This window comes from Bradyrhizobium sp. 956_D2_N1_4 (assembly GCF_052076025.1).
Classification (GTDB): domain Bacteria; phylum Pseudomonadota; class Alphaproteobacteria; order Rhizobiales; family Xanthobacteraceae; genus Bradyrhizobium; species Bradyrhizobium barranii.
The window spans coordinates 5,631,542-5,645,706 of record NZ_CP197237.1; the positions used below are offsets into that span (position 1 = coordinate 5,631,542).

Annotated in this window: 14 protein-coding genes; 5 read left to right on the forward strand and 9 right to left on the reverse strand. The window is 64.7% G+C overall.

Annotated elements, in window-relative coordinates; all coding sequences use genetic code 11:
- Nucleotides 1–2: 2 nt before the first annotated feature.
- From AB7535_RS26660 to AB7535_RS26695, 8 genes are all read right to left on the reverse strand, one after another.
- Nucleotides 3–317, reverse strand: a complete 315-nt coding sequence (locus AB7535_RS26660; RefSeq protein WP_071910599.1) for a septal ring lytic transglycosylase RlpA family protein — start codon at nucleotides 315–317, stop codon at nucleotides 3–5.
- A gap of 102 nt (nucleotides 318–419) precedes the next feature.
- Entirely contained in the window at nucleotides 420–1,265 is an 846-nt protein-coding gene (locus tag AB7535_RS26665; protein WP_135214152.1) for a CmcJ/NvfI family oxidoreductase, read from the reverse strand.
- Between the two features lie 352 nt (nucleotides 1,266–1,617).
- Nucleotides 1,618–2,556: an ABC transporter substrate-binding protein gene (locus tag AB7535_RS26670; RefSeq protein ID WP_135214151.1), complete on the reverse strand. Its 939-nt coding sequence runs from the start codon at nucleotides 2,554–2,556 to the stop codon at nucleotides 1,618–1,620.
- Nucleotides 2,553–3,653, reverse strand: a complete 1,101-nt coding sequence (locus AB7535_RS26675) for an LLM class flavin-dependent oxidoreductase (protein ID WP_135214150.1) — start codon at nucleotides 3,651–3,653, stop codon at nucleotides 2,553–2,555. Before AB7535_RS26675 ends, AB7535_RS26670 begins: the two co-directional genes overlap by 4 nt.
- 29 nt (nucleotides 3,654–3,682) lie before the next feature.
- The gene (locus AB7535_RS26680) at nucleotides 3,683–4,855 is read right to left on the reverse strand and encodes an acyl-CoA dehydrogenase family protein (protein WP_439037380.1); all 1,173 of its coding nucleotides are present in this window, start codon (nucleotides 4,853–4,855) and stop codon (nucleotides 3,683–3,685) included.
- Nucleotides 4,849–5,649, reverse strand: a complete 801-nt coding sequence (locus tag AB7535_RS26685) for an ABC transporter ATP-binding protein (protein ID WP_135214148.1) — start codon at nucleotides 5,647–5,649, stop codon at nucleotides 4,849–4,851. The genes AB7535_RS26680 and AB7535_RS26685 overlap by 7 nt, the downstream gene beginning before the upstream one ends.
- Nucleotides 5,643–6,665 (reverse strand): ABC transporter permease, encoded by a 1,023-nt coding sequence (locus AB7535_RS26690; protein WP_135214147.1) that lies wholly within the window; start codon nucleotides 6,663–6,665, stop codon nucleotides 5,643–5,645. The genes AB7535_RS26685 and AB7535_RS26690 overlap by 7 nt, the downstream gene beginning before the upstream one ends.
- A complete protein-coding gene (locus AB7535_RS26695; RefSeq protein ID WP_135214146.1) occupies nucleotides 6,643–7,746 on the reverse strand; it encodes an ABC transporter substrate-binding protein in 1,104 nt (367 codons plus the stop codon). The genes AB7535_RS26690 and AB7535_RS26695 overlap by 23 nt, the downstream gene beginning before the upstream one ends.
- A 475-nt stretch (nucleotides 7,747–8,221) precedes the next feature.
- On the opposite strand from AB7535_RS26695, the gene AB7535_RS26700 reads away from it, so the two are divergent.
- Entirely contained in the window at nucleotides 8,222–9,202 is a 981-nt protein-coding gene (locus tag AB7535_RS26700) for an ABC transporter substrate-binding protein (RefSeq protein ID WP_135214145.1), read from the forward strand.
- A 128-nt stretch (nucleotides 9,203–9,330) separates the two neighbouring features.
- Here AB7535_RS26700 and AB7535_RS26705 read toward each other — a convergent pair whose 3' ends face one another.
- Nucleotides 9,331–9,810, reverse strand: coding sequence for a hypothetical protein (locus tag AB7535_RS26705; protein ID WP_135214144.1), 480 nt, complete (start codon nucleotides 9,808–9,810; stop codon nucleotides 9,331–9,333).
- 337 nt (nucleotides 9,811–10,147) lie between these two features.
- Between AB7535_RS26705 and glgC the strand changes: the two genes are divergently transcribed.
- The 4 genes from glgC to AB7535_RS26725 all read left to right on the forward strand — a co-directional run bounded on the left by glgC (nucleotide 10,148) and on the right by AB7535_RS26725 (nucleotide 14,156).
- The gene (gene glgC / locus AB7535_RS26710) at nucleotides 10,148–11,410 is read left to right on the forward strand and encodes a glucose-1-phosphate adenylyltransferase (RefSeq protein WP_085401567.1); all 1,263 of its coding nucleotides are present in this window, start codon (nucleotides 10,148–10,150) and stop codon (nucleotides 11,408–11,410) included.
- The gene (gene glgA, locus AB7535_RS26715) at nucleotides 11,407–12,867 is read left to right on the forward strand and encodes a glycogen synthase GlgA (protein WP_354112532.1); all 1,461 of its coding nucleotides are present in this window, start codon (nucleotides 11,407–11,409) and stop codon (nucleotides 12,865–12,867) included. Before glgC ends, glgA begins: the two co-directional genes overlap by 4 nt.
- Nucleotides 12,868–12,897: 30 nt before the next feature.
- On the forward strand, nucleotides 12,898–13,158 hold the full coding sequence (locus AB7535_RS26720) for a SemiSWEET transporter (protein ID WP_135214142.1): 261 nt from the start codon (nucleotides 12,898–12,900) through the stop codon (nucleotides 13,156–13,158).
- 314 nt (nucleotides 13,159–13,472) lie between these two features.
- Nucleotides 13,473–14,156 carry a nucleoside deaminase gene (locus tag AB7535_RS26725; RefSeq protein ID WP_167767964.1) on the forward strand — a complete coding sequence of 228 codons (684 nt, stop codon included), beginning with the start codon at nucleotides 13,473–13,475 and terminating at the stop codon, nucleotides 14,154–14,156.
- Nucleotides 14,157–14,165: the final 9 nt, after the last annotated feature.

Consider the following 14,165-nt stretch of genomic DNA (forward strand, 5'->3'; position numbering starts at 1 on the left):
GCCTATTCCACCGAGACCCGCACCACGCCGGCGCTCATCATGCCGAGCGCTTTGGCCGCCGGCACCGAGAGATCGACGATCCGGCCGCGGATAAACGGGCCGCGATCATTGACGCGGCACTGAATCGACCGGCCACCATAGGACACCGTCAGCACGCTGCCGAACGCGCGCGTGCGGTGAGCGCAGGTCAGTTCGCCGCCCTTACCGGCTTTTCCGTAACCGTAGTATGAGGCAAGCCCGCTTTCGGCTTGCGCGACAGAAAATGCAGAAAGCGAAAAAGTGGCCAGACTGAAGAAAAGCGTCGTCTGCGTTCGCACGGCACCGCTCCCGGTTGCCCTGCCCGGCGCTGCAAACGTCGATTTGTTCCGGTAAGTTCCAGGAACACTGCCGGGCGCGCCCGGCAGTGCCATCACACATTGTTACTGTTTATGGAACACCAGCGTGCGGACCTCGATGCTTTCGCGCGGCGCCGCATCGGTCGGCGTGGTCGGATCGACGAAGGCGGTGTGCGGCCCGAACCGGGTGCGGCCGTCGGTTGCGGAATCGTAGCACTTGAGCAGCAGCGCCTCGTCCGGCGTCATCTCCGGAAAATAGAACCAGCGGTGGTTCGGATTGTATTTCACCGAATAGGTCTCGCCGCGGCGATTGGGATAGATCAGATCGGAGGCGACGAGATCGTCGGGCGCAACCGTCGTGCCGTCGGCCATCGCCAGCGGTGAATCGCGCAAGGGTCCGCGGATCGGCCGCCAGAGGTTGATCACCTGCACACGCCCCTTCAAAAGCGCGTCGGCTTCGTCGGGCAGATGCTCGCGCACGCGGTTGGCGCCGGAGACGGCGGTCTGGTCGACGTGGACGCGCGTCGCAGGCTGGCGCGGGCCGCCGTCGCGAATATCCGCCGCCCCCTCGACACGCCTGCGCACGGTATGATCGAAGATGACGACCCGGTCGGCCTTCAGCGTCGCGCGCAGGAACGCCTCGACGGCGGGGTAATAGACCGCGCGGATTTCCTCGTCGTTGTAAAAATCCTTCACCTGCGTCGGGTGACGCATCAGCGCAAAGCCCTCGCGATCCAGCGAGAAATTCTCCGCGATCAGGCGCGCGTCGAAAATCGGGACCTGATGCGGCTCCGGCAACGACGTGCTCTTGGGCTCGCCCGGCGGCGGATCGAAAGCATAGGTGCGCGGCTTGCCGGAAACCGGCGCGAGGTAGTTGAGTTCGGCAGTGACGAAGGGAAGCGATTCGATTTTTGTTTCTTGCAGGCCCATGGCCGGTCTCCCGATGTGGTCGTCTGAATGATTTTTGCGGGGATGCGGCGCGGTGCAAGGGAGGCGGTACAAATAGCAATGAGGCTGTTGTCGTCAGTTCGAAATGCAGAAGGAATGTTTCGAGGAAGGCGATTGCGCTGGAAACGTCCTCCTTTTCTCACGATCCCTTGAAGCGCCCGTGAGAGCGTTCTTCCTTCTCCCCTTGTGGGAGAAGGTGGCGCGAAGCGCCGGATGAGGGGTATCTATCCGCGAGCTCCATCGCGAGAGGTGGTACGCGGAGAGAGACCCCTCACCCGTCTCGCCGCTCCGCGGCGAGCCACCCTCTCCCACAAGGGGAGAGGGAAAGCGCGCACTACAGCCCCGCCTTGGCGATCGCGTCCGCAAACGAGCGGTCTACGATCTCGGCCGCATCGAGCTTCTGCTTGATCAGGCCCCAGCGGAAATAGAGGTCGATCGTGCTCTGCTCGTCCGCGACCACGCCGTCGTCGATCGGCGCGATGCGGATCTTTGCGCGCGACAGCCAGTTCTGCGGCACGACGGTCGGGATGTTCATCAGCTTGCCCCAGGTCGCGGCATAGCTGTCGACGTTGCTCAGCGACCACGCCCGCGCCGCCGTGAGGCGCCGGATGAAGTCCGTCAGCTCCGCGCGCTTGTCGCGGATGGCGTCGGGCCGTGCGACCTGGAAGCTCAGCCCCGGCGTCAGACCCTCCGAGGTGATGACGCGGCGCGATTTGAACAGCACCTCTTCCTGGCTCACATACGGCTCCCAGGTCGACCAGGCATCGACCGAGCCTTGCGTATAGGCGATCTTGGCATCGGACGGCGCCAGGAATGCGATCTGCACGTCGGACGCAGCCCAGCCGTTCTTCTCGAGCGCAGCGAGGATCAATTGATGACCGATCGAGCCGCGCCCCGTCGCGATCTTCTTGCCGCGCAAATCGGCGAAGCTCTTGATCGGCGAATTTTCGGGCACGAGGATCGCGAGCCCCTCGCGGGTCTGACGGATCGCGGCGATCGCCTTCACCGGCGCGCCGGAGGCGGCGGCGAAGGTGAACGGCGCATCACCCACGATACCGGTCTCGATCGCGCCGGCGCTGAGCGCTTCCAGCAGGGGTGCCGCTGCCGGAAACTCCTTCCACTCGATCTTGTAAGGCACGTCCTTGAGCACGCCTGCCGCTTCCATCACGGCCTGCGAATTGCCCTTCTGGTCGCCAACGCGCAAGGTGGTTTGCGCCGCCACGAGCTCCAACGAGCCGAACAGCAGCGCACCGGCCAGCATGAGACGGATCATTCCGCCGCCTCGCCGCGAACGGCCTGGCGCTTGGCGACCAGCTCGCGCGTCAGCGGGATCAGCTCGCGGCCATATTCGATGGCGTCGATCAGAGGATCGAAGCCGCGGATCAGGAAGTGGCTGATACCGAGATCGTAATAGTCGCCGAACACTTCGGCGACTTGCTCGGGCGTACCGACCAGCGCGGTGGTGTTGCTGTTGGCACCCGTGAGCTTTGCGATCTCGGTCCAGAGCCGCTTGTCGATGCGGCTGCCCTGGTCGGCAAGCGAGAGCAGACGCCGCGCGCCGGCCGTGGCGTGGCCGTCGGCCGGCTTGCGATAGCCAGTCTTGTCCTGGAGCGCGGTGGCGCGCGCCAGAATCTCTTCCGCCTTCTCCCAGGCCTGCTTCTCGGTCGGGGCAATGATCGGCCGCACCGAGAGGCTGAAACGCGGCGTCGGCCGTCCCTGACGAACCGCCGCGTTGTGGACGCGGGAACTGACGTCGCGCACCTGGGCATAGGATTCGCCCCACAGCGCAAAGGTGTCGGCATGCTTGCCGGCGACCTCGATCGCCGCATCCGAAGCGCCGCCGAAATAAATCCGGATGCCCTCGGGACGATATGGCTTCACCTGCGAGAATGCGTTCTCGACCTGGTAGTGCTTGCCCTTGTAGGTGAACGGCTTGTCGCTGGTCCATTCGAGCTTGAGGACATCGAGGAACTCGGAGGTGCGGGCATAACGCTCGTCCTTGTCGTCGAGCGTGTTGCCATCCTGCCGAAGCTCGGTCGCATTGCCGCCGGTGATGACGTGCAGGGCGACCCTGCCGCGGGAAAACTGGTCGAGCACGGCGAACTGGCGCGCCAGCAGCGTCGGCGCGGTGAAGCCCGGCCGCTGCGCGATCAGCACATTGAGGCGGTCGGTGACGCCCAGCACGTGCTGGGCAATCTGGAGCGCGTCCGGCGTCGTCGAATGAAACGCCAGCAGGGCGCGGTCGAAGCCGGCATTTTCGTGCGCCTTCGCCACCGTCTCGATATGGGTGGGGTTGAGGACCGGCCCCTCGCGGACGACGGTTTCGGACGAATTGTTGTTGCTGATGAAGCCGATGAACTCGATCGACATGATCGTCTCCCTGTTTGTTTTCCTGAAAGCTAGAGGCCCAATGCGGCGCGGCCTAGGCCGGTGCGGGTGGCATCGTCCTGCGGCGTGTGCACACGGCCGCACAAGACATCGCGATAGTGCCGCTCCAGCGGATTGGCGCGCGACAGGCCGTGATTTCCGGTCAGCGATAGTGCATCCTCGACCACGGCAACGGCGTTGTTGGTCACCGTCAGCTTGATGACGTTGGATTCGCCGGTGGAGAGAGCGACACCGTCGTCGAAGTCGCGGGCGAACGTCTCGATCAGCCGCGCATTGACTGCGAGCCTGGCCTCGATGGCACCGAGGATCTCCTGCGCCCGCGGCAAGGTCGCAAGCGGCGCGCCGAGGCTGGCGGGGACGCGCTGCTTCAGGAACGAGACGAACCAGTCGCGCGCGGCGCGGGCAATGCCGTCATAGATCGCGGCGACGAACACCGTTTGGACCGTCGCCTGCGCAACGTCGGGCGCACGCCACTCCTGGGGATTGCGGACATCGACCTCGGCATCGAGCGGGATCACGACGTCGTCGAAGATGACGTCGTGGCTGCCGCTGGCGCGCAGGCCGTGATGATCCCAGGTCTCGACGATGCGGGTGCCCGGCAGTCCAGCCGGCACCAGGAACTGCCCGACGCGCGGTTCGGCTTCGTCGGTCCGCGCCCAGACCAGATACCATTTCAGGATCGGCGATCCCGTCGAATAGATCTTGTGACCGGTCAGGCGCCAGCCGGTCTCGGTGCGCCGTGCGATCGTCGCCGGCAGGCCGCCGCGCGCGGGCGAGCCCAGTTCGGGCTCGACGCGGAGCGCGTTGACGAGCGCGAGGCCCTCGACGCTCTCACGCGCAAGCTTGCGCGAGAGCTTCGCCGGCCAGGTCGGGCTGCGCCCCATCACCAGATGGTTGATGTAGTGCATCGACAGCACCAGCGCGGTCGACGAATCGGCCTTGCCGATGATGCCGATGACGCGCGCGGTGTACCGTGCGCCCGCTCCGGCCCCGCCATGAACGGCCGGCACCGTCAGCGACAGCAGGCCCGCCTCGGACAGCTCGCGAAAATTCGCGAAGGGAAAGCTGCCGGCGCGATCATGCTCGGCTGCGCGCGCAGCAAAGCCTTCGGCCAGCGCCTCGGCGCGCGCGATGTAGTCTGGCTCACTATGGGCGGTGAGCCCTTTGGCTAAAGAAGTCACCATGTGGCATCTAATCCCAAGAGACCTAAGATCTGGCGGCGCAGATCCGCGAGATATGGATCGCCGCGATGGCGCGGATAGGGCCGGTCGACACGGATGTCGGCCCTCACCCGCGCCGGGCGGTCGCTGAATACGATGACGCGGTTAGCGAGCACCAAAGCCTCCTCTGCGTCGTGCGTCACCAGCAGCGTGGTAAAGCCCTTGCGCTGCCAGAGCGAGACAAGCTCGGCCTGCATGGTGATGCGGGTCAGCGAGTCGAGCTTGCCGAGCGGCTCGTCGAGGATCAGGATTTTTGGATCATTCACGAGCGCGCGGGCGAGCGCGACGCGCTGCGCCATGCCGCCGGAGAGCTGATGCGGATAGGCATTGCGGAACGACGACAGCCCAACGAGATCGAGCGCGTCATCGACACGCTTCCGCTGGCTCTTCAAAATGCCCTGGGCCTCGAGGCCCAGGGCGACGTTGTCCCAGACCGACCGCCAGGGAAAAAGGGTCGGATCCTGGAACACGACGACGCGGGAGGGATGCGGGCGGGTGATGCGCACCTCGTCCTCGCGGAGCGTTCCGGCCTTGGGCTTGTCGAGGCCGGCGACGAGCCGGAGCAAGGTCGACTTCCCGCAGCCGGAGGGGCCGAGCAGCGCGACGAACTCGCCCGGCTCAACGGAGATGCTGACGTCGCTGAGAACAGGCAGCTCAGTGCCATCGATGTCGAAGGCGTGGCTGACCTGCTCGATGTCGAGCGCGGCGCCGGCGGCCGGCGGGGTCGTGACCTCGGCCAGTGCGGTTGCGGCTACCATTTCACGGTCCCCTTCTGCCAGACCAGGAGGCGATCGCGGATGGCGAACAGCAGCGTGATGGCGCCGGAGCAGAGCAGCGACATCACGATCAGCGCCGCATACATGTTGGCGTAGGCGGCCCAGCCTTGCGCCCATTGCAGGTACCAGCCGAGCCCGGCCTTCACGCCGATCATCTCGGCCACGACGAGCACGGCGAAGGACGAGCCGAGCCCCATGAACAGGCCGACGAAGACGTGCGGGAGTGCCGCGGGGATCGCGACCTTCAGCACCAGGAAGGACGGCTTTGCACCGAGCGTGCGCGCGACGTCGTAATAGGCGTTGCTGACGCTCGCGACGCCGGACCAGGTCAAGACGGTGACCGGGAAGCCGGTCGCGAGCGCGATCAGGAAGGTCGAGGCGCTCCAGCTCGACGGGAACGTGAAGAAGGCGATCGGCAGCCAGGCGGTTGCCGGCAGCGGGCCGATGAAGCGCAGCACCGGATGCACCCAATAGCCGACCGCGCGCGACCAGCCGATCGAGACGCCGGTCAGGAAGCCGACCGTGGCGCCGATCAGGTAGCCGCCGAGCTGCAGCTTGACCGAGGCGAACACGCTGTCGAGCAGCTTTGGCAAATCGTCGGTATAGACCTCGATGATCGACTGCGGCGGCGGGAAGAACGGCAGCGGCAACCATGCAAACTTTGCGGTCGCTACCTCCCACAACGTCAGGAATGCGCCGAGCGCCACGAGCCAGGGCGCGCGCTGGCGCAACGCCTTACCCGCAGTGCCCAGATATTCGGCGCCGACGGTGCCGAACAAAGCGATTGCGGCAACGATGAAGGCGGCGATGCCGAGCGAGTGCGTCCGCGACCAGTCGCCGACATCCTCCCACCACAGGCAGGACAGGCCGAACGCGATCCACGCGACGCTGGCGAGAATGCCGACGCCGGATTCCCGGACCCAGCTCGCAAGGACCGGCGCGCGCGAGAGGCGCGGCGCGCCGGAGGCGAGGCCGTCAGACAGCGAATACGTCGACATAGATGCGCTCCGCGAATTTGGTGGTATCGGTGCTTTGCTTGAAGACCTGGACGCTCTTCAAATCGTCGGCATAGGACTTCAGCTCGCGCTTGAGCACTTCACCCACGGGATGATGATGATGGGTGTGGTAGCGCACCATGCCCTCGATATCGGCGAGCGACGCCGTCTTCGGCGCGTAAGGCTGGAACGATTTTGCCGTCACGACTGGATTCTGCGCGGTGAACATCGCGGCATCGAGCAGCGCCTGCGTCAGGGCGCGCGCGACTTGAGGTTCTTCGCGCACAAGCGAGCCGCGCAGGCCGAGGATGCAGCAGCTCTTGTCGCGATATTCACCGTCGAGATTGGAGGCGACTTCCTTGTACTGGCTGTCCTTGAGCCAGAGATAGCCCAGCGGATCGGACGACAGGAAGGCCTGCACCTCGCCCTTCTCGACGGCGACGTTGAGTAGGTTGCCGGGATAGGCGCGCCAGTCGACATCCTTGACCGGGTCGATACCGAGCTTGGCGAGCTGAATGGAGAAGAAGTTCTTGTCGGGGCCACCGAGGTCGCCGACTGCGACGATCTTGCCCTTGAGGTCGGCGAGCTTGCTCACATTGGAGTCTGCGCGGGTCAGGACGCGCATGCAGCCGCCATGGGTGCCGGCGGCGATCTTGACGTCAAATCCCTGCTCCAGCGGCTTCAGCCAGCGCAGCGCCATGCCGAGCCCGGCATCGCTCTTTCCCGTCGCGATCGCCTCGAGCAGCTGATCGGTCGAGCCGGAATAGTTGATGAGCTCGATGTCGAGATTGTGCTTCTGGAAGAAGCCGTGCTCGATGGCGACGGGCACCGGGGCGAGACAGACCGCGCCGGCGTTCCAGGAGAGTTTCAGCTTGCGCGGCGCGCCGGTGAGGACGGGGCCATCCGCGGCCGTCCGGCACAGCGGAAACTCAGAGAGATCGACACCGGGCGCGATCGCCTGTGGCGCGAAGGCCTGTGCTGCACCAAAGGCACCAAGCGGCGCGGCGAATGCCGCCGCAAGCCCCGCCTGCAGCAAATGACGCCGGTCGAGGCCCGATCCGCTGCCCTTGTTGTCGTTGCCCATCAGTCCCCGCTCCTGCGCTGGCACAGCTCCGCCATTCACGCAACGTCTCGCGTTGCGCATGTTCCATGTGGAGCCGCGTTGAGAGAATAATTTCGCCGGCGCTTCCCGCGCCGCTTTGATGCGATGCGCAAATCATGCGGCGCGCCCGCCGCATCGTCAATGAAATGGAATTTCGAATGTGGCGCGAAGCGAGGTCATTCTCTCCATCAGCGCATGGGACAGCGATGAAACGATTTTCGTTGCTGCATCATCCTGCAAGGATGCGCCGCGACTCCGCAGCCTGCATCATTCTTGCGCATCACCCGCCGCGCACGCGGTGCGTTCTCGAATGCGGCGCTACGCTGAAACGTCATTGCCCAACGCATCTGCAATACGGATAGCCATTTCATTGACTGCGCATCGCGCCGTCATAGACTTGATCGTCTCGCTGCATCGCTCGCTCACGCGTCGTGGGCAAAGCAACAAGACAGGCCACATGAGCATCAACTTCGACGACCATTCCATCACACGCCGGCTCGCAGCATCGCTGTTCGCCGCAGCCATCACCTTGTCGACGGCTGCCGCCTCGTTCGCGGCCGACACCGTCGTGCTGCGCGTCGGCGACCAGAAGGGCGGCAACCGCTCGCTGCTCGAAATCTCCGGCTATGCGAAGGACCTGCCCTACAGAATCGAATGGTCGGAATTCCCTGCCGCAGCTCCGATCCTGGAAGCGCTGAACGCCGGCGCGCTCGACGTCGGCTACACCGGCGATCTCTCCTTCCTCTCGGTCTATGCGGCCGGCGCGCCGATCAAGGCGATCGGCGGCACCAGGTCGGATGCGAAGACGCAAGCGATCCTCGTGCGTCAGGATTCGCCGATCAAGTCGGCCGCCGACCTCAAGGGAAAACGCCTCGCCGGCACGCGCGGCGGCTGGGGCCAGTTCCTGATCGACGCGACGCTGGAGAAAGCGCAGATCAAGCTGGAGGACGCGACCTTCGCGCCGCTCGGCCCGGTCGACGCCAAGATCGCACTCGTCGCCGGCTCGATCGATGCGTGGGCGGTGTGGGAGCCCTACGTCTCGTTCGCGACGCTGAAGGACAAGGCCCGCGTGATCGCCGACGGTGAAGGCCTGACACCCACCATCACCTTCATCGTGGCCTCCGACAACGCCATCGCCACCAAGCGCGCGGCGGTGCAGGACCTCGTGCAGCGGCTGAACAAGGCGCGGCTGTGGTCGCTGGATCACATCAGTGAATACGCCAAGAGCACGGCCGAGCTGACCAAACTGCCGGAGGACGTGCTGCTGTCGGCCTACACCGCGCAGCGCACCAGCCCGATCGTGATCGACCAGAACGTGGTGAAGGAGGTGCAGGAAGCCTCCGACCGCTCGACGCGCTACGGCATCCTGCCGAAGACGCTCGATGTGAGCAAAGCCGTCGACCGCAGCTTTACGGCCGCGGCCGCGGGGTCAAACTAGCGCGGGGCGCGGCGGGATGCGCAAGTCCAGCCTCAAGGCCGGCCCGTTGCATCTCGCCGCGATCGTGCTCGCGCATCTCGCCTGCATGAGCCTGATCGTGTGGCTCTCGCTCTAGCCGCGCAGCGTCCTTACCAATATCCGCGATCATAGGCCCGGTACGGTCGGTAGTAGCCGTAGCGAGGGCCGTAATATGGACGATAGGCTCGATAGCCGTAGTAGCGGGGACGCGCGTAGTAGCCGCCATACCCATAGCTCGGCCCGTAGCCGCCGTAATAGGCCGGCGCATAGCCATAGGACGGAGCGTAGCCATAGCCGTAGCCCGAGCCATAACCATAACCACCATAACCGCCGTAATACGGGCCGCCGCCATAGTAACCGTAGGGCGCGCTGCTCGCGATGGCACCGCCGATGATTGCTCCGGCGAGGAGGCCTCCTGCGCCCCATCCCCAGCCACGGCCGCGCCAATACACCGGGGTGACATCGTCACCAACGGCGGCCTTCATGGTCGCGACGTTGGTCGGCAGCGGAGCCGCTGCCGCCTGCTCGATTTGGCCGGCCATCACCGCGCCCGCCAGCGAACAGGCAATCGCCGTTTTCCAGATACTCATCGTCTTGCTCCCTGTCTGACGTTCGTTTGGAAAAGGATCGCAAGGCCATGATCGGGCATCCTTGCCCCAAGTCAAAGCCTCCGAAAGTCACAGCCTGCATTGCGTGCACCGCACAAGAATGCCCGCGCATGCCTCGATTGTGGTCCGGCCAACGCCAGCGCCCGCACGGGCATGACACCGGTGCGACGGAGCCACAGGCCACAGCAAAGCATTAAGCTTCCCGGGCGTTCGCAACCAACAAGCACCTTCCCGATTTACTATTCGTACCGTTACTATCGGTTCCAATGTGCGCGGCCGGGAGGCTTCTCGCAAAGCGCCAGAGGTGTGGGAGGATGACATGAGTGCCGCGAGACCCGAGCCGCTTGCCCGTCAGGCGCTGGCGTTCGTCCTGGCCGGCGGACGCGGCAGCCGGCTCCTGGAACTGACCGACCGGCGCGCCAAGCCCGCGGTCTATTTCGGCGGCAAGTCCCGCATCATCGATTTCGCGCTGTCCAATGCGGTGAATTCCGGCATCCGCCGGATCGCGGTCGCGACCCAGTACAAGGCGCACAGCCTGATCCGGCACCTTCAGATGGGCTGGAACTTCTTCCGCCCCGAACGCAACGAGAGCTTTGACATCCTCCCGGCCAGTCAGCGCGTCTCGGAGAACATGTGGTATGTCGGCACGGCGGATGCGATCTATCAGAACATCGACATCATCGAGTCGCACAACGCACGCTTCATCGTCGTGCTCGCCGGCGATCACATCTACAAGATGGACTACGAGGTGATGCTGCGCCAGCATGTCGACAGCGGCGCCGACGTCACCGTCGGCTGCCTCGAGATGCCGCGCGCGGAATCATCCGGCTTCGGCATCATGCATGTCGACGAGAACGGCTGGATCCAGCAGTTCCTGGAGAAGCCGGCCGATCCGCCGCCGATGCCGGGCAAGCCAGACGTCTCGCTCGCCAGCATGGGCATCTACGTGTTCGATACGAAATTCCTGTTCGACCAGCTCAAGCGCGACGCCGAGGATACGAACTCCAGTCACGATTTCGGCAAGGACATCATCCCCTATATCGTCAAGAACGGCCGCGCCATCGCGCATCAATTCTCGACCTCGTGCGTACGCTCGGGCAGCGATCCCCGCGCCTACTGGCGCGATGCCGGCACGGTCGATGCCTATTGGGCGGCCAATATCGACCTCACCGACGTCGTGCCGGAGCTCGACCTGTTCGACCGCGCCTGGCCGATCTGGTCCTATGCGGAGATCACGCCGCCCGCCAAGTTCGTCCATGACGAGGAGAGCCGGCGCGGCCAGGCCGTGAGCTCGCTGGTCTCGGGCGGCTGCATCATCTCCGGCGCCTCGCTGCGCCGCTCGCTGCTGTTCACCGGCGTGCGCGTCAACTCCTACGCCACTGTCGAGAACGCCGTGATCATGCCCTACGTGAACGTCGCCCGCGGCGCTCGCTTGAAGAACGTCGTGATCGACCGCGGCGTCGAAATCCCCGAGGGGCTCGTCGTCGGCGAGGACCCGGAGCTCGACGCCAAGCGCTTCCGCACCACCGAGCAGGGCATCTCGCTCATCACCCAGACAATGCTCGACAGGCTCAATACATGACGCCTGTTCGCGTCCTCGCGGTCGCCTCCGAAGTCTACCCGATCGTCAAGACCGGCGGCCTCGCGGATGTCGCCGGCGCACTGCCGCTTGCGCTGAAGGCGCACGGCGTCGAGATGCGCACGCTGATGCCGGGCTATCCCGACGTGATGCGGATGCTGGGGGGAGCCGGCGAAATCCGGCGCTGGCCGGATTATTTCGGCGGCCCAGGACGCCTGCTCGCCGGCTCGCATCACGGGCTCGATCTGTTCGTGCTCGACGTGCCGCATCTCTATGCGCGGCCGGGCAATCCCTACGTCACTCCCGAGGGCGTCGACTGGCCCGACAATGGCCTGCGCTTCGCTGCGCTGTCACGTATCGCCGCCGACATCGGCCACGGCCTCGACCCCGCGTTCGTGCCCGATGTGGTGCACGCCCACGACTGGCAGGCGGGGCTTGCGCCCGCTTATCTGCACTATGACAACCGTCCGCGGCCGGGCACCGTGATGACCATCCACAACATGGCCTATCAGGGCAAGTTCGCTCCCGAGCTGATCGGTTCGATCGGTCTGCCCTGGGACTCCTTCAACGTTCGCGGCCTCGAATATTTCGGCGGCATCAGCTTCCTCAAGGCGGGGCTTCAACTCGCCGATCGCATCACCACGGTCTCGCCGACCTATGCGCAGGAGATCCAGAGCGACGAAGGCGGCATGGGGCTCGGCGGCCTGCTGCGCGAACGCGCTGATGTGCTGAGCGGCATCCTCAACGGCATCGACACCGACGTGTGGAATCCGCAAACCGATCCGCACATCGCCTACCGCTTCGGCGCGGACGACCTCACGTTCCGGGCCGCGAACAAGGCGGTGCTTCAGCAACAGTTCAATCTCGATTCCTCGGACGAGGCGCCGTTGCTCGGCGTCATCAGCCGCCTGTCCTGGCAGAAGGGGCTCGATCTCCTGCTCGAGGCCATTCCGACCATTTTGGGCGACGGCATGCAGCTCGCACTGCTCGGCAGCGGCGATCGCGATCTCCAGGATCGCTATCAGGCCGTCGCCCGCGCGAACCCCGGGCGGATCGGCGTCGTGATCGGCTATGACGAGATTTTGGCGCACCTGATCCAGGCCGGATCGGACGCGCTCATCGTGCCCTCGCGGTTCGAGCCGTGCGGCCTGACCCAGCTCTACGCGCTGCGCTATGGCGCTGTCCCGATCGTGTCGCGCGTCGGCGGCCTCGAAGACACCATCGTCGATATCGGCGAGGCCAACCCATCGGACCGCGACGCGACCGGCTTCAAGTTCGCGCCCGTCACCGTAGAGGCCCTCACCGGCACGCTGCGCAAGGCCAACACCGCCTTCCACAACAAGGCGACCTGGCGCCGGCTGCAATTGAGCGGCCTTGCGACCGACGTCTCCTGGCGCAACCGCGCCGGCGACTATGCCGTGCTCTATCGCGATCTGATGACGGCGCGCCGCACCTCATGATCACCACCGAATCCATGCTATAGAGCCGGCATGGACCCTTTCGCGATCAAGCTGATCGGCTTTGCCGCCGCAACCTGCACCACCGTCGCCTACGCGCCGCAGTTCATCAAGGTCTGGAAGACCCGCTCGGCGCGCGACATTTCGGTCGGCATGTTCCTGGTCATGGTGCTGGGCCTGGCGCTCTGGCTCATCTACGGCCTGCTCTCTGGCGACGCCCCGCTGGTCGCGGCCAACGCCATCACCATGGTGCTCGCCGGCGGTATCCTGTTCATGAAGCTGAGGTATGGGTGAGGTTGAAGCTGCGTAGAGCGGATTGGCGCGTGTACCCATAAAATCCGGGATGTCTGTTTTCGAGGGGCCCCGGAGCGGACATAGACAATCGATCATCGTGTGGTCCGTGCGGTACCTGAAAGGTAACGGTCCTTGATCCAGATCAAGTCAGACTGTTTGTAGCCCGCTGCTTAATTGCCAATATGCCAGGCCGCAGGAGCCGCCTCCGTTAGCGGCGCCGGAAACATTCTTCGTCGCTACGACGCCGCCGTAATATGAAGGGGCAGCGACAGACGCATTCTCAACACCGATCTCGCGTTCCCAAGGGGGCGCCTATGAGTAGATCAGAAGCTGACGTCCAAGATCTGCGAATGATGGAAAGATGCCTCGAACTCGCCCGGCAAGGGGTGAAGCAAGGAGAGCTGCCATTCGGCGCCGTAATCGCGTTTCGAGGACAGGTCATCGCAGAAGCGACCAACCACGTTTCATCGGAATGCGACGTGACCCGACATGCGGAACTCGTGGCTCTATCAGAGGCCCAGAAGATTCTAAGGCAAAAGCGCTTGCCGGATTGCACCTTGTATTCAATCGTCGAACCTTGCCCAATGTGTTCTTTCCCGGCACGGGAGGCGCGGATTGGTCGCGTGGTGTTCGCCATTTCATCTCCGATCATGGGCGGATTTTCGAGATGGGACGTTCTGTCGGACAACAGTTTGTCGAGCAAACTGCCTGAGGTCTTCGGACCTGCGCCGGAAATCGTCTCGGGCTTGCTATCCCAAAGGGCCGAGCAGGTCTGGCGCGACTGGAACCCGCTCGCCTGGCGATTTATGAGACGACGAGGCTGCTTCGGACGAGCGGCCGAGCCGACTTCGTGCCACGCGGGCGCGCCTCGGCCAACGTTTTCCTGGAACGCGCTGGCGGATATTTTGGCCGCGCCGGCTCTTTCGGTGAGTAACGTCTTCCTGCGCCGGCGTGCAGATTCAAACACCATCTCGGACCTGGACAAGCCTGGAGTCTGAGATCGGGAG